Annotated in this window: 17 protein-coding genes; 11 read left to right on the forward strand and 6 right to left on the reverse strand. The window is 65.4% G+C overall.

Features of this window, described 5'->3' with window-relative positions; genetic code table 11:
- Window positions 1–20 precede the first annotated feature (20 nt).
- Window positions 21–509 carry a hypothetical protein gene (locus EV560_RS00060; RefSeq protein ID WP_131852774.1) on the forward strand — a complete coding sequence of 163 codons (489 nt, stop codon included), beginning with the start codon at window positions 21–23 and terminating at the stop codon, window positions 507–509.
- Window positions 510–582: 73 nt separating this feature from the next.
- Here EV560_RS00060 and EV560_RS00065 read toward each other — a convergent pair whose 3' ends face one another.
- The gene (locus EV560_RS00065; protein WP_131852776.1) at window positions 583–1,986 is read right to left on the reverse strand and encodes an aminotransferase-like domain-containing protein; all 1,404 of its coding nucleotides are present in this window, start codon (window positions 1,984–1,986) and stop codon (window positions 583–585) included.
- Window positions 1,987–2,090: 104 nt separating this feature from the next.
- Here EV560_RS00065 and EV560_RS00070 point away from each other — a divergent pair, with 104 nt between their 5' ends.
- Window positions 2,091–2,954 (forward strand): DMT family transporter, encoded by an 864-nt coding sequence (locus EV560_RS00070; RefSeq protein ID WP_131852778.1) that lies wholly within the window; start codon window positions 2,091–2,093, stop codon window positions 2,952–2,954.
- A gap of 326 nt (window positions 2,955–3,280) precedes the next feature.
- On the opposite strand, the gene EV560_RS00075 is transcribed toward EV560_RS00070, so the two are convergent.
- Window positions 3,281–3,484, reverse strand: coding sequence for a cold-shock protein (locus EV560_RS00075; RefSeq protein WP_131852780.1), 204 nt, complete (start codon window positions 3,482–3,484; stop codon window positions 3,281–3,283).
- 134 nt (window positions 3,485–3,618) lie between these two features.
- Entirely contained in the window at window positions 3,619–5,835 is a 2,217-nt protein-coding gene (locus EV560_RS00080; RefSeq protein WP_131852782.1) for a glycoside hydrolase family 3 N-terminal domain-containing protein, read from the reverse strand.
- Between the two features lie 249 nt (window positions 5,836–6,084).
- Here EV560_RS00080 and EV560_RS00085 point away from each other — a divergent pair, with 249 nt between their 5' ends.
- The 4 genes from EV560_RS00085 (at window position 6,085) to bchE (ending at window position 10,576) form a co-directional block, all read left to right on the forward strand.
- The gene (locus EV560_RS00085; RefSeq protein WP_131852784.1) at window positions 6,085–7,230 is read left to right on the forward strand and encodes an alpha-hydroxy acid oxidase; all 1,146 of its coding nucleotides are present in this window, start codon (window positions 6,085–6,087) and stop codon (window positions 7,228–7,230) included.
- A 105-nt stretch (window positions 7,231–7,335) separates the two neighbouring features.
- Window positions 7,336–7,905 carry a TetR/AcrR family transcriptional regulator gene (locus tag EV560_RS00090; RefSeq protein ID WP_131852786.1) on the forward strand — a complete coding sequence of 190 codons (570 nt, stop codon included), beginning with the start codon at window positions 7,336–7,338 and terminating at the stop codon, window positions 7,903–7,905.
- A gap of 103 nt (window positions 7,906–8,008) precedes the next feature.
- Window positions 8,009–8,887: an SDR family NAD(P)-dependent oxidoreductase gene (locus EV560_RS00095; protein ID WP_131852788.1), complete on the forward strand. Its 879-nt coding sequence runs from the start codon at window positions 8,009–8,011 to the stop codon at window positions 8,885–8,887.
- Between the two features lie 132 nt (window positions 8,888–9,019).
- Window positions 9,020–10,576 (forward strand): magnesium-protoporphyrin IX monomethyl ester anaerobic oxidative cyclase, encoded by a 1,557-nt coding sequence (gene bchE / locus EV560_RS00100; RefSeq protein WP_131852790.1) that lies wholly within the window; start codon window positions 9,020–9,022, stop codon window positions 10,574–10,576.
- Here the strand turns inward: bchE and ettA are convergent.
- Entirely contained in the window at window positions 10,536–12,188 is a 1,653-nt protein-coding gene (ettA, locus tag EV560_RS00105; RefSeq protein WP_131852792.1) for an energy-dependent translational throttle protein EttA, read from the reverse strand. The genes bchE and ettA overlap by 41 nt on opposite strands.
- Window positions 12,189–12,328: 140 nt before the next feature.
- Here ettA and EV560_RS00110 point away from each other — a divergent pair, with 140 nt between their 5' ends.
- The gene (locus EV560_RS00110; RefSeq protein WP_131852794.1) at window positions 12,329–12,883 is read left to right on the forward strand and encodes a hypothetical protein; all 555 of its coding nucleotides are present in this window, start codon (window positions 12,329–12,331) and stop codon (window positions 12,881–12,883) included.
- Window positions 12,884–12,974: 91 nt separating this feature from the next.
- Window positions 12,975–13,784, forward strand: coding sequence for an MBL fold metallo-hydrolase (locus tag EV560_RS00115; protein WP_131852796.1), 810 nt, complete (start codon window positions 12,975–12,977; stop codon window positions 13,782–13,784).
- On the opposite strand, the gene EV560_RS00120 is transcribed toward EV560_RS00115, so the two are convergent.
- Window positions 13,762–14,871, reverse strand: coding sequence for an acyltransferase family protein (locus EV560_RS00120; RefSeq protein ID WP_131852798.1), 1,110 nt, complete (start codon window positions 14,869–14,871; stop codon window positions 13,762–13,764). The genes EV560_RS00115 and EV560_RS00120 overlap by 23 nt on opposite strands.
- A 247-nt stretch (window positions 14,872–15,118) precedes the next feature.
- Between EV560_RS00120 and EV560_RS00125 the strand changes: the two genes are divergently transcribed.
- Window positions 15,119–15,439, forward strand: a complete 321-nt coding sequence (locus EV560_RS00125) for a hypothetical protein (protein WP_131852800.1) — start codon at window positions 15,119–15,121, stop codon at window positions 15,437–15,439.
- 28 nt (window positions 15,440–15,467) lie between these two features.
- Here EV560_RS00125 and EV560_RS00130 read toward each other — a convergent pair whose 3' ends face one another.
- Window positions 15,468–16,208: a 3-oxoacyl-ACP reductase family protein gene (locus EV560_RS00130; protein WP_131852802.1), complete on the reverse strand. Its 741-nt coding sequence runs from the start codon at window positions 16,206–16,208 to the stop codon at window positions 15,468–15,470.
- Between the two features lie 102 nt (window positions 16,209–16,310).
- Here EV560_RS00130 and EV560_RS00135 point away from each other — a divergent pair, with 102 nt between their 5' ends.
- Window positions 16,311–16,922 carry a TetR/AcrR family transcriptional regulator gene (locus EV560_RS00135; protein ID WP_131852804.1) on the forward strand — a complete coding sequence of 204 codons (612 nt, stop codon included), beginning with the start codon at window positions 16,311–16,313 and terminating at the stop codon, window positions 16,920–16,922.
- 162 nt (window positions 16,923–17,084) lie between these two features.
- The gene (locus EV560_RS00140; protein ID WP_131852806.1) at window positions 17,085–17,456 is read left to right on the forward strand and encodes a SpoIIAA family protein; all 372 of its coding nucleotides are present in this window, start codon (window positions 17,085–17,087) and stop codon (window positions 17,454–17,456) included.
- The last annotated feature ends 36 nt before the right edge of the window (window positions 17,457–17,492 follow it).

Below are 17,492 nucleotides of genomic sequence, written 5' to 3' on the forward strand. Positions count from 1 at the left end.
CGAAACAGGAGGCCAAACTCGTGCGCAAACTGATGCTCCCCGTTTTGGCGACAATCCTGCTCGCGGCATCCAGCGGCCGATTGGCAGCCCAGGGCGCCGACAACCCGACATGCAAGCTATTCACGCAGAACGAGGCCGCTGCCTATGTCGGCGCATCCGTCGGCAATGCAGAGAGCGGCCTCCTGCCAGGCTCGTCCGCATGCTCCTGGTCCGGTGAAGGCGCGGACAACAAGATGAGCATAAGCGTGTTTCCAGCGGGCAATGCCCTGCAACTCAAGAATTGGGGCTTCGAAAGCTGGGAGGGGTTCCGGTCCCTGCCCAATATCGGCGCGAAAGCCTATGTCGCCCGGACACCGGTCATGGAGATCATGGGCAAGAAAATGGGTGGCGAATGGCAATCCGGAGCCATCGTCGGCAACGACTATGTCGCTGTCGGCCTCAAGGGTCCGAAGGCGAATGCTGATGCGGCAGTGGCGTTGCTCAAGGAGGCAATCAAGCGTCGGCAGTAATAGCTGGGATCCGAACGCCCCGTCCTCCACAGCTTCACTGCGGCCTGAGCTCGGCCGAGAAACTGCAGCATCCTCATCCCCTCATCGCGTTCTCCAGCGCGCTGAAAATGCGCGGATCGCCCGACTGCGCGACATTGAAGCGTAGGAAGCGGCCGGCCGATTGCGACAGGCTGAAGGCATTGCCCGGAGCGAGGACGATGTTCTCCGCCAGCACGCGCTGCGCAATCTCGGCCGCATCCAGCCCTTCCGGCAAACGGCACCAGAGCAGCATGCCGGCGCGCGGCTCGATCCAGGGCTCGATGCCGATCGCCTTCAGCTTTGCAGCGACCTCCCCCATCGCACGGCCGAGCCGGACACGCAGCCCGTCCATATGCTTGCGATAGGTCCCGTCCTTGAGCGCGCCGAGCACGAATTCGGCCGATAGGCGGCTGGCGCCGAAGGAGGTGGCGATCTTGAGGTCGATCAGCCCCTCGATCCAGTCGGGCCGAGCCGCGATGAAGCCGCAACGCACCGAGGCCGAGAGCGTCTTCGAGAAGCTGCCGATATGGATCACCCGCTGCAGCCCGTCGAAAGCCGCAAGCCGCGGCGCTGGCTCCTGCTCGAAATCGGCGAAGATATCGTCCTCGACGATCGTCAGGCCCGCTTGCTCCGCGAGCTTGAGCAGGCGGTGCGCGGTGACAGGCGAAAGGGTCGCGCCGGTCGGATTATGCAGCGCCGAATTCGTGATGTAGAGCCGCGGCCGGCGCTCGATCAGCACCTGCTCGAACTGGGCGATGTCAGGCCCGGACGGCGTATAGGGCACGCTGACGATCTTCGCCCGATGCGCCCGCAGCAGCGCATGGAAGTTGAAATAGCAGGGATCATCGACCAGCACGGTATCGCCCGGCTCGATCAGGAATCGGCAAAGCAGGTCGATCGCCTGCGTGCCGGATTCGGTGAGCATGATCTGCTCGGGCGCGGCGTCGATGCCATGCTCGGCCATGCGCCGCGACAAGAGCTGCCGCAGCGTCGGCAGGCCGAGCGGCGTGCCGTAATCGGCGAGCGTGGCGGGTTCGGTACGGGCGAGCGCCCGCAAGCTCCGGCGCAAGCTCTCCTGCGGAAGCCAGGCGGCCGGCAGCCAGCCGCAACCCGGCTTCAGCACATCCTCCCGGCCATCGAGCGATTGCCGCGAGATCCAGAGCGGATCGACCGCGCGGTCGAGCCGCGGGCTGGTCTCCGCCAGCGACAAGGGCGGCAAGCGGCCCGCGACATAGAAGCCCGAGCCGCGCCTCGGCCGGATCGCCCCCTCCGCAGCCAGCCGGTCATAGGCCTCGACCACCGTCGATTTGGAGACACCCATGGTCTCGGCAAAGCCGCGGATCGAGGGCAGCTTGGCGCCCGGCACCAGCGTCCGCCCGGCTATGCGCTGCCGGACGGCCTGCATGACCTGGCCGACAAGCGTGTCGTCATCCTGCAGCCGCGCGAGCTGATCCGTCATCTGTATCGCCCTCCCGAGCAGTACAGTTTGCCCCAACTGTCCGAAAGCGTCTCTAGATAAGTTGCGCGCTCCGATCAATGCAATCCGCAATCGGAGTGCACCACATGGACAAGACGCTGAGCGGCTGGCTGAACGGCTTTCTCGGGATGCTGATCTTCAGCGGCTCGCTGCCGGCGACACGCGTGGCCGTGGTCGATTTCGACCCGATCTTCCTGACCGTGGCCCGCGCTGCGATCGCCGGTCTGCTCGCCCTCGCCCTGCTGCTCACCTTCAGGCAGAGCCGCCCCGCGCGCGCCGACCTGAGGCCGCTGGCGATCGTGGCGATCAGCGTGGTCGTCGGCTTCCCGCTGCTGACTGCCCTCGCGCTGAAACATGTCAGCGCAGCCCATTCGATCGTCTTCATCGGCCTGCTGCCGCTCGCCACTGCGACCTTCGGCGTCATGCGCGCCGGCGAACGCCCGCGCCCGGCCTTCTGGCTGTTCTCCTGCATCGGCAGCGCACTCGTCGCCGGCTTCGCCATGGCGCAAGGCTTCACCGCCTCGCCGCTCGGCGACCTGCTGATGCTCGCTGCCGTCATCATTTGCGGCCTCGGCTATGCCGAAGGAGCGGCGCTCTCGCGCAGGCTCGGCGGCTGGCAGGTGATCTGCTGGGCGCTGGTCCTGTCCTTGCCGGTCATGGTCGGGCTGAGCCTGCTGACCCTGCCGCCATCGCTCGCGCAAATCGGTGGCACGGCCTGGCTCGGCCTCGCCTATGTCTCGCTGTTCAGCATGCTGATCGGCTTCGTCTTCTGGTATCGCGGCCTGGCCCAGGGCGGCATCGCCTCGGTCGGGCAATTGCAATTGCTGCAGCCCTTCTTCGGCCTGCTGCTGGCGGCGACCTTGCTGCATGAAGTGGTGAGCTGGCCGATGCTCGCCGTCGCGGCCGGCGTCGCGCTTTGCGTGGCCGGCGCCCGGCGCTTCGCGCGTTAGGGCATTTTCGAGCGAGGTGGCTACCGGTTCGCGCGAAGAGAATGCGCTAAAGCAGAAACGCGGAAATGTCTTGGCTGGCCCGCTTTGCAGAACAGTCGATGTCAGGACAGTAAAGCGGAGCGGCGGAGGCCGCGAAGCGGGGTGGTGCAGATCGCCCGGTAGACCGGACCGATGAGCAGCAACCGCTCCGCGGCCGCCATGACAAGTATAGGACCAGCCGGCAGGACTGGAGCCGAGAAACACCCGCGACCACGCCGCAGGCAAAGCTGTCTGTCATCGTCGCAATCGTAGTGCGATCGTCACAAAATCAGCCAGGCCCAAGGCGTTCAGAGCAGTTTCAGCGAACCAGCCGCTGTTTTGCCGCGTTCGGTCTTCAGCTCGAACGAGACCTTCTGCCCTTCGGTCAAGGTCATCATGCCTGCTTCCTTGACGGCAGTGATGTGCACAAAGACATCCTTGCCGCCATCCGCAGGTTGAATGAACCCAAAGCCTTTCTCAGTATTGAACCACTTCACGGTTCCGGTCGCCATCGCCGCATCCTCTATAGCCCCGCGTCGTTCGAGACCTCCGCATGCAAAGCATGCGAACGTCCCGCCATGGAAGGATTGACCGAAAATCCTTCCATGTCGAGAGCAAAGGGCAGGCATGCACTCAGTGATATTGATTAGCGCTCTATCAATGTGATTTTCGTCACTGATTCGGCCAATGAAGACCCACCGAGATAGATGTCGATCTGTCCCGGTTCGATAATGTAGCGGCCGGCATCGTCGTGCATGCCAAGCTGGTTTGCCGGCACATCGAACCTCACGGTCGCCGTTTCCCCTGCTTTGAGCAATAGTTTTTTGAAGCCCTTGAGCTCCCTGACCGGACGGGAGCGGCTCGCCACCGGCTGGTGGATATAAAGCTGTACCACCTCTTGGCCATCGCGCGGCCCGGCATTGCTGACGTCGACGGAGACCTTCGCCGTGCCGTTCAGCGGCACGGCTTCGCGCTCGACACGCGGATTGGCGTAGGTGAAGCGGCTATAGGACAGGCCGAAGCCGAACGGGTAGAGCGGCTCGTTGCGCTCGTCCATGTAGATCGACTCATAGCGCTCGCCGACTCTCGTCTGCGGCCGGCCGGTCGGCAGGTGATTGTAATAGACCGGGATCTGGCCGACCGAGCGCGGAAAGCTCATCGGCACCCTGCCCGATGGATTTGCCTGCCCGCTCAGCATCTCGGCGATCGCCGCGCGGCCTTCCGTGCCGCCGTGGAAGGTCTGCACGATCGCCGCGACATGGCTGTCGGCCCAGGTCAGCACCAGCGGGCGGCCGGTGGCCAAGACGAGCACGACCGGCTTGCCGGTCGCGACCAGCGCCTCGAGCAGTTCCTGCTGCACGCCCGGCAGGCCGAGATTGACCCGCGAGGACGCCTCGCCGAGGAACTCGCAATCCTCGCCGAGCATGGCGATGATGAGGTCGCTCGCCGCCGCGGCGCGGATCGCGGCATCCTTGTCGGCGAATTCGGTGCCGCAGTTCCTGGTGAAGGCCGGCTCGTAGGTCACGTCGACATCGGCTGGCAGCCGTTCCTTCAGGGCCTCCGGCAGCGACTGGCCGATGCGCCGGCCGAGCCCGGCCGGATCGGTCCAGACCCGTTCGGCCTCCGGCACCCCCATGGCGCCGATCACCGCAACGGACTTCACCGTAGGCTTGATCGGCAAGGTTTCATTGGCGTTCTTGAGCAGGATGATGCCCTCGCGTGCAGCGCGGCGTGCCACCTGCCTCGCCTCCTCGGTCTGCATCAGCTTAGGCGCGGCAGCGACATCGACATCCGGTCGCTCGAACAGGCCGAGATGGAACTTGACCCTGAGCACGCGGCGCACGGCTTCGTCGACCGCCTCCAGCGGCACGCGTCCGGCCTTCACCTCGTCGGCGAGGTGCTTGTCATAGGCATCCCCCATCATGTCCATGTCGATGCCGGCGAGCAGAGCCTTGCGCGCAGCTTCCGCATCGTCCCCTGCGATGCCGTGCTGCTTGAGCTCCGAGATCGAGCCGAAATCCGAGACAGTGAGACCCTTGAACCTCCACCTGCCGCGCAGCAGCCCGGTCAGAAGATTGCGGTCGGCCGTGGTCGGCATGCCGTTCAGCGCATTGAACGCGGCCATCGTCGTCATCGCCCCCGCATCGAACGCGGCCTTGAACGGCGGCAGGTAGATGTCGAAGAGCTGGCTGGTCGGGATCCACACTGAATTGTAGTCGCGTCCGGCCTCGCTCGCGCCATAGCCGGCGAGATGCTTCACCGTCGTCGCGACGCCGCCGCGCTGATAGCCAAGCGTGCGGGCGGCGGCTACGACCGAGCCGAGATAAGGATCCTCGCCCGCCCCTTCGAGAGCACGGCCCCAGCGCGGATCGCGCGAGATGTCGACCATCGGCGCAAAGGTCCAGTTGATGCCGGCCGCGCGCGCCTCGCGCCCGGTCCAATAGGCCGCTTCCTCGATCAGCTCCGGATTCCAGCTCGAGGCCTGGCCGAGCGGCAGCGGAAAATACGTCGAGAAGCCATGGACGGCGTCGAGCCCGATGATCAGCGGGATCTTCAGCCGCGACTCCCGCGCCGCCTTCTGGACCTCGGCGATCTCCTGCGGCACGACGAAATTCATCACCGCGCCCATCCGGCCCTCGCGAATGCGGGCGGCATTGAAGCCTTCGCCGCGGCCGGACAGGTGAAGCTGGCCGACCTTCTCCTCCAGCGTCATCCGTTTCAGCAGCGCCTCGACCCGGCGCTCGATGGCGGCGGCCTCCCGGCCGGTCTTCCAGGTGACGGGTTCCGGAGCGGCGGGCACTTGCCCGAGGGACGGCAGGGAGAGGACGCAGAACAGCAGCGCAGCGGCAAGCCGCAAACCCATGGAAAGATCCCTTGAAGTGGCAATGCGGGCGGATCGGCCCTACTGGAACGGCCGGAGCAGCCCAACGGTTGCATCGGCGCGGCACGAGGAGGTCTCCGATGCAAGCGAATTGGGTTCAGCTCGCGCCTGTTTCCCGGGGGAGAACCTAAACCCGGGGCGCTGGAGCACTGTGACGCGAACGACTGTTGCCTCGCCGAAAATTCCGTGCGACCGAGCGCTCCTCGACCGTCCTGCGGAGCTGCCAGAGCAATGTCCCAGCCCTTGACCATCGAAGACCTGCGCGTCCTCGCTCAGCGCCGTGTCCCCCGCATGTTCTACGATTACGCCGATTCCGGCGCCTGGACCGAGGGTACCTACCGCGCCAACGAGAGCGATTTCGCCAGGATCAAGCTGCGCCAGCGCGTCGCGGTCGACATGACCAACCGCTCGCTCGCCTCGACCATGATCGGCCAGCCGGTCTCGATGCCGGTCGCGCTCGCCCCGACGGGCCTCACCGGCATGCAGCACGCCGATGGCGAGATCCTCGCTGCCCGCGCCGCCGCCAAGGCCGGCGTGCCCTTCACGCTCTCGACCATGAGCATCTGCTCGCTCGAGGACGTCGCCAACCACACCGGCTCGCCCTTCTGGTTCCAGCTTTACGTGATGAAGGATCGCGACTTCATCACGCGCCTGATCCAGCGCGCCAAGGCCGCCCATTGCTCGGCGCTGGTGCTGACGCTCGACCTGCAGATCCTCGGCCAGCGTCACAAGGATATCCGCAACGGCCTCTCCGCCCCGCCGAAGCCGACGCTCGTCAACATCCTCAACCTGATGACCAAGCCGCGCTGGTGCCTCGGCATGCTCGACACGCCACGCCGGAGTTTCGGCAACATCGTCGGCCACGCCAAGGGCGTCGGCGACCTCTCCTCGCTCTCCTCCTGGACCTCCGAGCAGTTCGACCCGCAGCTGAATTGGGACGACGTCAAGTGGATCAAGGACCTCTGGGGCGGCAAGCTGATCCTCAAGGGCATCCTCGATCCAGAGGACGCCGAGCTCGCCGTGAAGAGCGGCGCCGACGCTCTGATCGTCTCCAACCATGGCGGCCGCCAGCTCGATGGCGCCCTCTCCTCGATCGCGGCCCTGCCCTCGATCCTGGACGCCGTTGGCGGGCGCATGGAAGTGCTGATGGATGGCGGCATCCGCTCCGGCCAGGACGTGCTGAAGGCGATTGCGCTCGGCGCCAAGGGCGTCTTCATCGGCCGCGCCTTCCTCTACGGACTCGGCGCGATGGGCGAGGAAGGCGTCACCCGCACGCTCGACATCATCCGCAAGGAGCTCGACATCACCATGGCGCTCTGCGGCAAGCGCGATATCCTGGATGTCGACAAGAGCATCCTGGTGCCCGGAACCTACTGAGCCAGCACGGATTTGAGGGGCGCGCCGGCAAGCGATCGCGCCCCCTTGACTCTCCGCCATCTCCACCTAAATAAATGAGCAACTACTCACTCATTTAGAGCAACCATGGCCCGCCCCCTCAGCGAAGCAAAGCGCGAAGCGATCCTGGCCTCCGCCATCAAGCTGGTGGCGGCGCAAGGCATCAGTGCGCCGACAGCCGGGATCGCTCGGGATGCCGGCCTCGCCGAGGGCACGCTGTTCACCTATTTCGCCAGCAAGGATGAGCTGCTCAACCAGCTCTATCTCGAGCTGAAGGCCGATCTCGCCGCGACCACACTGAAGGGCTACCCGGTTGCGGCCGGTACTCGTGAGCGCTTCGAGCATGTCTGGAACAGCTTCGTCGACTGGGGCATCGACCACTCTGCCGAGCGCAAGGCCCTGCGCCAGCTCGCCGTCTCCGATCGGATCAGCGAGGCGAGCCGCCGCCAAGGTTCGGCCGCCTTCAGCGAGATCAGCGCCATGCTCGAGCGCAGTCGGCGGGATGGCGTGCTGAAAGACCATCCGCAGGCCTTCGTCGGCGCCATCCTGGAAGCGCTGACCGACGCCACCATCGAGCTCATCGCGCGCGATCCAGGACAGCGCGAGCACTACAAGAAGGCCGGCTTCGACGTGCTCTGGCACGGCCTCGCCACATAAATCCGACAAGCGGAGAAGACGCAGGGAACGACCCTCGAATGGCAATTAAATGAGCAAGCACTCACTCAAGATTCGCTGACACAATCCACTGAAAGGCAAGATCATGATCAAGACCTGGCTCATCACCGGCAGCGCCCGCGGCCTCGGCCGCTCTATCACCGAGGCGGCGCTGGCCGCCGGCAACAACGTCGTCGCCACGGCACGCGATCCCGGCCGTCTTGCCGATCTGCAGGCGCGCTATCCGGATACGCTTCTCCCCTTCGCGCTCGACGTCACCGACGCCGAGGCGGCCAAGGCGGCGGCCAGCGTCGCCATCGACACGTTCGGGCGTATCGATGTGCTCGTGAACAATGCCGGCTTCGGCCATACCGCGCCATTCGAGCAGACGACGGCGGAAGATTTCCGCGCCCAGGTCGACACGAATTTCTACGGTGTCGTGAACTTGATCCGTGCCGTGCTGCCCGGCATGCGCCACCGGCACTCGGGCCACATCATCAACATCTCCTCGGTTGGCGGTCGCAACAGCACGCCGGGCCTCAGCGCTTATCAGGCGGCGAAATGGGCTGTCGGGGGCTTCACCGAGGTGCTGGCCAAGGAGACGGCCTCGTTCGGCGTCAAGCTGATCTCGGTCGAGCCCGGCGGCATGCGCACCGACTGGGGCGAGATCGCCCGTGGCAACGCGCCTGCCCTGCTGCCTGACTACGAGCCGAGCGTCGGCGCGGTCCTCGCCCTGCTGAAGAACTATGTCGGCCACGAGATCGGCGATCCCGCCAAGATCGCGCGGATCATTCTCGACCTCGCCGAGCGTGAGACGCTGCCGGCCCATCTCCTCCTCGGCAGCGACGCGCTCTACACCTTCGCCCGGGCGGACGGGGTAAGGCAGAAGGAGGCGGCGGAATGGGCCAGCGTCAGCGCCTCCTCCGATTTCGACGGGACCGATCTGGTCGCGCTGCAGAAGCTGTTGAGCGGCAGGGCCGAGTAGCGGATTCGCGCGGGCCGGCCTCAGGCCAAACTGCGCCAATTCTGCACGAATGACCTGAGATTCGTCCAACGGGCGCCCTGGGGCGCGGCCCTACTCGGCCGCGCCCCCTTAGCCCGCCCGTTGGATGCCGCCATGAAGATCGTTCTCGTCAACGTCCCCCATCCCGCAATCGGATCGCGCATCCCGGACGACCATCTGCCACCGCTCGGTCTGCTGGCCATAGGCGGCCCGCTCATCGATGCCGGTCATGATGTCACGCTCATCGACGGCGAATTCGATACGCCCGGAAGCGAGGCGCTCGCCCTGCGGATCTGCGGACATGTGCCTGATATCGTGATGTTCGGGCATTCCGGCTCGACATCCGGCCATCCGATCATTTGCGCAGCCGCTGCGGCCGTGGCTCGGCTCGATCCGGCGATCCGGATCGTCTATGGCGGCGTCTATCCCAGCTACCATTGGCGCGACGTGCTGGCTCGCGAACCGCATGTTGCCGCCATCGTCCGCGGCGAGGGAGAAGTGACGGCGCCTGCGCTGGTTGCCGCGCTGGAACGCGACGAGCCATTGGAGCGCGTGCGCGGCATCGCCTTCAGGAAAGAAGGGCGCCCCTTCGCAACGCCGCCCGCCGAGATGATCGCAGATCTCGACGCCTGCCGCATCGGCTGGGAGCTGATCGACCATCGCCGCTACAGCTACTGGGGCGGAAGGCGCGCCGTGCTGCTGCAGTTCTCGCGTGGCTGCCCGCACCCTTGCACCTATTGCGGCCAGCGCGGCTTCTGGACGCGCTGGCGCCATCGCGATCCCGTCGTGTTCGCCCGCGAGATCGCCAGGCTCCATCGCGAGCACGGCGTCGAATTCATCAACCTCGCCGACGAGAACCCGACCTCCTCGCGCAAGGCCTGGAAAGCCTTTCTCGAAGCGCTCATCGCCGAGAACGTCCCGGTTCAGATCGCGGGCTCGACGCGGGCCGACGATATCGTGCGCGACGCCGACATCCTGCATCTCTACAAGCGCGCCGGCATCGTTCGCTGGCTGCTCGGCATGGAGAATACCGACGAGGCGACGCTGAACGCCATCCGCAAGGGCGGCAGCACGACGACCGACCGGCAGGCGATCAACCTGCTGCGGCGGCACGGCATCATCTCGATGGCGACCTGGGTCGTCGGCTTTGGCGAGGAGACCCATACCGATCTCTGGCGCGGCCTGCGCCAGATCCTGACCTACGACCCTGACCAGATTCAGTTGCTCTACGCCACCCCGCATCGCTGGACGCCGTATTTCCGCGACGTCGCGAAACGGCGGATCATCCAGACCGACCGGACGAAATGGGACTACAAGCACCAGGTGCTGGAAACGCGGCTCTCACCGGCCGTGCTGCTGGCCTGGGTCAAGGCGATCGAGGTCCTGGTTCAGACCCGCCCCAAGGCGCTGGCGCGCATCCTGCTGCACCCCGATCCGCAGATCCGCGAAGCCATGCGCTGGTACACAAAAATGGGCCGGCGCGTCTGGTTCCACGAAATCGTCGACTTCGTTCGTCAGGCGGCGCGAACCCGCAACGGCCCGAGCCTCGAAGCCTTCTGGGGCGCACCGCAGGATGCGGAGGAGAACGCGCTCGCCCTCCCGCCGCGTCGGCCGCGCGCCCCTGCCTCGCTCAGCGCGAGAACTTCTTATACTGGATCCGCTTCGGGATAGTGCTGTCGATGCCGAGGCGGCGCTTCTTGTCTTCCTCGTAATCGGCGAAATTGCCCTCGAACCATTCGACATGGCTGTCGCCCTCGAAGGCGAGGATATGGGTCGCGATGCGGTCGAGGAACCAGCGATCGTGGCTGATGATCACGGCGCAGCCGGCATAATCCTCCAGCGCCTCTTCCAGCGCCCGCAAGGTGTCGACGTCGAGATCGTTGGTCGGCTCGTCGAGCAGCAGGACATTGGCGCCGCTCTTCAGCATCTTGGCGAGGTGGACACGGTTGCGCTCGCCGCCCGAGAGCATGCCGACCTTCTTCTGCTGGTCGCCGCCCTTGAAGTTGAAGGCCGAGCAATAGGCGCGGGAGTTGATCTCCTTCTTGCCGAGATAGATCACGTCGTTGCCGCCGGAGATCTCCTCCCAGACGTTCTTCTTGTCGTCGAGCGAATCGCGGCTCTGGTCGACATAGCCGAGCTGGACGCTCTCGCCGATCGTGATCGAACCGGAATCCGGCTTCTCCTGTCCGGTGATCATGCGGAACAGCGTGGTCTTGCCGGCGCCGTTCGGCCCGATAATGCCGACGATGCCACCCGGCGGCAGCTTGAACGAGAGCCCGTCGATCAGGAGCTTGTCCTGGAAACCCTTCGACAGGTTCTCGAAATCGACGACGTTGTTGCCGAGCCGCTCGGCGATCGGGATGACGATCTGCGCGGTATCCGGCCCCTTGTTCGAGGCCTTCTGCACCAGTTCGTCATAGCGCTGGATGCGGGCCTTGCTCTTGGCCTGGCGCGCCTTCGGCGAGGCCGAGATCCACTCCTGCTCGCGCTCTAGCATCTTCTGGCGCGAGGCGTCCTCGCGGCCTTCCTGGGCCAGGCGCTTCTGCTTCTGCACCGACCAGGCCGAGTAGTTGCCCTCGTAGGGGATGCCCTGGCCGCGATCGAGCTCGAGGATCCAGCTGGTGACGTTGTCGAGGAAGTAGCGATCGTGGGTGACGATCAGGATCGCGCCCGGATAGGTCCGCAGATGGCCTTCGAGCCAGGCCGTGGTCTCGGCGTCGAGATGGTTGGTCGGCTCGTCGAGCAGGAGCAGCTCGGGCTGCTCCAGAAGCAGCTTGCAGAGCGCGACACGGCGGCGCTCGCCACCCGAGAGCTTGCCGACCTCCCAGTCATCAGGCGGGCAGCGCAGCGCGTCCATCGCCTGATCGACCTTGGAATCGAGATCCCACAGGCCCTTGGCCTCGATCTCGTCCTGGAGCTTGGTCATCTCGTCCGCGGTCTCGTCCGAGTAGTTCATGGCGAGCTCGTTATAGCGGTCGAGGATCGCCTTTTGCGGGCCGACGCCGAGCATGACGTTGTCGCGCACGCTCAGGCTCTCGTCGAGCTTCGGCTCTTGCGGCAGGTAGCCGACGCGCGCGCCTTCAGCGACCCAGGCCTCGCCGGTCCATTCCTTGTCGAACCCGGCCATGATCTTCAGCAGGGTCGACTTACCGGCGCCGTTGACGCCGAGCACGCCGATCTTGGCATCCGGGTAGAACGACAGGTGGATGTTGTTGAGCACCTGCTTGCCGCCCGGATAGGTCTTCGACAGGCCGCGCATATGGTAGATGAACTGACGGGACATGGGCGTGCGGGCTCCGCTTGCGGATAGGGCCTGAGGCTTTCGGGAAATCTGGCGCGTATGTAACGAGGCGCGCCGCGCATCGCAACCGCTCCGGACGCAGGCATGGCAAACGGCGCCATCGAGAACAGGCGGGCAAGGCAATGCCGGCGGCGAACAATCCGGGTCCGATCGAGCTGCGCCTGCGCGACAGTGCCCAGCTCTTCAACACGCTCGACCCCTTCCCCTTCCGCGAGCGCGATCTTTCCGCAGAGGCCGAGCGCTTCATCGTCGAATGGGCGCAGGAGCTGCCGAAGGACAAGCCGATCGGCATCGTGATCCACCTTCCCGCACTTGGTGGCGACCAGAAACTCGCGGCCGATCTCGCGACCGCTATCGGCAAGTGGTTCGAGGCCCGCGCCCGCGCCGAGTCGCATGCATTGCGCGAGCTCTTCCGCGACGGGCGCCGGGCGCTGCTGATCGGCTTCGTCGTGCTGGCGCTCTGCCTGCTCCTGAGCTGGAGCTTCGGCCATTATCTCGAGAGCCCCTTTACCCGCGTCGTGCAGGAGAGCTTCGTCATCATCGGCTGGGTCGTGATCTGGCGGCCGGCCGAGATGTTTCTCTATGATTGGCTGCCGATCGTCCGCCGCAGGACGCTCTTCGATCGCCTCGCCCGCGCAACCATCGCGGTCGAGACCGACGCGCCGCCCTCCGGCTAAGCGCCGGCGCCTTCACGAAACCGCCAGACGGCTTTCAACGGCCCGGCTTTTGCCTAAGCTCTCGCTATCCGGAGCGGCGCGGGAGCCATCGATGACCCTGTCGAAAATCTTGCTGCGAGCCATCCTTCTCCTGGCCGGCTTCGGCGCGATGCTCGCCTCTCCTGCCCGTGCCCAATCGGACGAGCCGGGCTGCCGGCCGGAAATGGCGAGCTTGCGCCTGCCGATCCAGCGCGCCGCGCTCGCCAAGGACGAGGTCCGGCTCACCTTCGTCGGCCATGCCACCTTCATCATCGAGACGCCGGGCGGCATCCGCGCCGCGACCGACTATAACGACTATGTCCGCCCGCCCGGCACGCCCGATATCGCCACGATGAACAAGGCGCATTCGACCCATTATTCGACGCATCCCGATCCCGCCATCAAGCAGCTGCTGCGCGGTTGGGACCCGTCCGGCGCCGGCCCGGCCAAGCACGACATCACCCTCGGCGACATGCGCGTGCGCAATGTCCCGACCAATATCCGCTCCTATTCAGGCTCGACCGATTTCGACGGCAACTCGATGTTCGTCTTCGAGATCGGCGATCTCTGCATCGCCCATCTCGGCCATCTGCATCACCCGCTGGAGCCCGGCCATCTGCGCGCGCTCGGCCGGGTCGATATCGTGCTCTTCCCGGTCGACGGCAGCTACACGCTCGATCAGGAGGGCATGCTGGAGGTGCTGAAGTCACTCCAGGCCAAGCTGATGATCCCGATGCATTTCTTCGGCGGCGGCACGCTCAACCGCTTCCTGGGCCGCTCGCAGGACCTCTGGCCGGTCGAGCGGCGCGACACGGCCGAGCTTGTCGTCTCGAAGGCGACGCTGCCGGCCAAGCCGACCATCATCGTCCTGCCGGGGCATTGACGCCGGCCGAAACACCGGCCGAGACGGTCTCACGCCCACTCGCCACGGCGCGCTCGCTTGCGGCGCGCCTGGGTGCGATGCGGAAGGCGCGCGGTCGCTCGAACAGGAAGGCGAGCGGCGTTCCCGCCAGCAGCTTGTGCACCGCCAGCGGCACTATCACACAAACCACCGTCAGCAGCAGCGACACTTCGCCGGCATCGAAGGACAGGCCCGACTTGATCAGCAGCACCCGCGTCAACGCCATCGGGATGAAGAAGGCGAGATAGATCGGCAGCGAGTTGCGGCCGCAATAGTCCAGCCAGCCCACGCGCCCGGCCAGGAAGACGGACAGGGTGATGATGCCGAGCGCGCCCGCATGGCCCAGGATGAGGGCGGCGCCCGGTGTCTCGTAGATCGCCGCATAGCCGCCGAGACTGGTCAGGAAGGCGGTCACTGCGACCCAGGCCAGCCAGAACAGCAGCGCTGCGCCACGATTGCTTCGGACCCAGTCGGCCATCGCAAAAATCTTCGATGCGAACAGGGCCCCGCTCAGGAAGAAGACGTAGTACTCGGCGAAGCGATCGACGAGCAGCCAGCCCGTCTCCACTGGAACGAGCGCCAGCGCGGCCGCGGCCAGCCAGGTCGCGAGCGGATGGTACCGGATAAGCTTGGTAACGGCGAAGAAGACGGCCAGCAGATAGATGAACCACAGGATGCCGAAGGGCTGGACGAGGCCGAGCGCATAGGCGCCCAGGAGCGTTCCGATATCGCCGTCGCCCCAGGTCGGGAATTTCAGCACGCAATTGATCGCGAGCCACAGCAGGTAGAAATAGACGAAGGGCGCGATCTTGCGGTCGAGGAATTCAGGCCAGTCGCGCTCGACCAGCCGCGAGACGAACAGGCCCGAGAGCAGGAAGAAGCCCGGCATCCGGAAGAGCTTGGCCCAATCGATGAACGGATCGATCCAGTTCGTCCGCTCCAGCGACACCTCGAAACCGGCGACGACATGCATCAGCACGACGAGGATCATGCAGAATCCCTTGGCGGTATCGACCCAATCCAGGCGAACCGGGACCGAATTGCGCACCGGTCCGGCAAATTCCGACATGTGAAGGCACTCCCGTCAGACGGGCCACCTTGCCATGCCGCGCTTTAGCACGAGGTTAGACCAATCGCGGAAAAATGTGGGAGATCGGGCAAGCTTTCGTAAAGGATAGGCCCCACCCCTTGGCTGTCTTGCCCAAGGGTATGATCTGCATTCGACAAGTTTAACTGCTTGCTCAGGCTGATCCGAAGCTGTGCTTGGCTGCGACCTCACCTTGCGGCAGGTTGGCTGCTCCCTGGGAGAGATCAGCATGATCCGGCTTGCCGCGACTATCGTCATCGCCGCCGCGCTTCTGCCGGCCAGCGCCGAAGCTGCGAAAATGCGCTTCGGCGGCAGCCGTTCGTCCCACGCAGCCCCGGCTACGCCGGCGCGAAGCGGCAACTCTTTGGTCGTCGTACCGCGGATGGGAGGCTCATCCAAACCGGCCGATGCGAAGGCGAGCGCGCCGACACATGTGCCGTTCCCGCCGTCGAGCGCTGAACCCACCCTGCTCAAGGTCACGACGGCCGACGCCGCGAAACCCTGGTGCCGCAGCGAGGTCGTGGTCGGCGGCTTCTGCGTGATCAACTAGGGCAAAGAGAGCGCTTCCGCGACGCCACCTACGTATTGACGCCGCCATCGATGGCGAAGCCCGCGCCAGTGACGAAGCGCCCTTCCTCGCTGGCAAGATAGGCGACCATTCCGGCAATATCCTCCGGCTTGCCATAGCGCGGGATCGCCATCCTGGCACGCTGGGCATCGGCCCGCTCTCCGGCGGCCGGGTTCATGTCGGTATCGGTCGAGCCGGGATGGACGACATTGACCGTGATGCCGCGCGGCCCGAGATCGCGTGCCAGCCCCTTGGTGAAGCCGATCAGCGCCGCCTTGCTCATCGCATAGAGCGTCACGCCTTCCTCGACCACGCGGTCGGCAAGGCAAGAGCCGATCGAGACGATCCGGCCACCTTCCCCAAGATGCGCTGCAGCCGCCTGCGAAGCGAGCACGACGGCGCGGACATTCACGGCCAGGGTCGCATCGATATCGGCAAGGCTCCACTCGGCGACCGGGCCTCCGCGGAAGATGCCGGCATTGTTGACGAGGATGTCGAGCCCACCGAGCGCGGCCGCGGCCTTGTCGACGGCGGCCTTGATCGCAGCCGGATCGGCGCTGTCGGCCGCGATCGCGACCCCTTTGCGCCCGAGCGCCTCGATGGCACGCACGACCTCGCCGGCCTTCTCGGCCGAGCGCTCATAGGTCAGCGCCACATCGGCGCCCTCCTGGGCCAGACGCAATGCGATGGCGGCACCGATGCCGCGGCTGCCGCCGGTGACCAGTGCCTTCTTGCCGGTGAGACGAGACATGCTGGAAGCCTTTTCTGTAGTGATCAATACACAAATAGCTAAATCGCTTGCCGCCACCCGTCAAGAACATTATCTGGTGATCGATACAGAAAGGTTTTGACCATGTCCGAGCGCGGCCGGCCGCGTGCCTTCGATCGTGCCGAAGCCTTGCAAAAGGCGATGCTGGTCTTCTGGGACAAAGGCTATCAGGCGGCCTCGCTGACCGATCTCACCGAAGCGATGGGCATCGGCTCGCCCAGCCTCTACGCCGCCTTCGGCAGCAAGGAGGGGCTTTATCGTGAAGCCGTCGATCTTTACGAGGCCAGCGAGAGCGACGAGATCGCCGGGCCACTGAGCCTGGCCGCCACGGCACGAGAAGCGATCGAGGGCTACCTGATGGCGAGCGCCGCCGTCTTCACGCGCCCCGGCCGGCCACCGGGCTGCATGGTCGTGCTCTCGGCGGTGAATGCGGTCGGCGTCGGCGACGAGACCAGCGCGAAGCTGCGCGAGATGCGAGCGCAAAGCGTGACGGCCATCGCGGCGCGATTGCGCTCGGCAGCCGCCGCCGGCGAGCTTGACGCCGGCCTCGATGCCGAAGCGATCGCGAGCTATTATGTCACGGTCCAGCAGGGCATGTCGATCCAGGCCCGCGACGGCGCCACGCGGCCACAGCTGGAGGCGATCGCCCGAGGAGCGATGGCGGCCTGGGAGGGACTGACGCGGGCGGCGGCTTAGGAATGCTTCCGGGTTGCAGCAGCCCTATTATGACCGGCGGCTCGTTACAGTCTTGGTCTAGCTGAAGGTCGACCTGGAGGACCTCAAGACCATCGGAAAGTTGGACCAGAGCAGCTCATCATCGCCTATGATGTCGAGTACCTGCGGAATGGGAGAAGGACGATGATCCATTTCGAGCTGCGGCAAGATAAGGGCATCGGCATCCTTTCGCCCGAAGGGCCGCTGGAAGCATCCGACTTTCAGAAGCTCACCCAGGAGATCGATCCCTATATCGCAGCGAACGGCCACCTGACCGGATTGATGATCCTGGCGAAGGAATTCCCCGGCTGGGAGAGCTTCGGCGCGCTCGTCTCACATCTGCGGTTCGTGAGAGATCACCATCGCCAGATCGACCGCATCGCTGCCGTAACCGACAGCGAATTCCTCAAGATCATGCCGCACATCGCCAGGCATTTCGTGGCAGCAGAGATCCGTCAGTTTCCGTCCAGCGACAGGGCACAGGCCCTGGCGTGGCTGGAAGCCAGGGACCGCTAGTGCATCGGCCCGAAAAGTGGATTGCGGTTTTCGGAA

The sequence above is a fragment of the Allobosea sp. BK604 genome (assembly GCF_004341515.1).
Classification (GTDB): Bacteria; Pseudomonadota; Alphaproteobacteria; order Rhizobiales; family Beijerinckiaceae; genus Allobosea.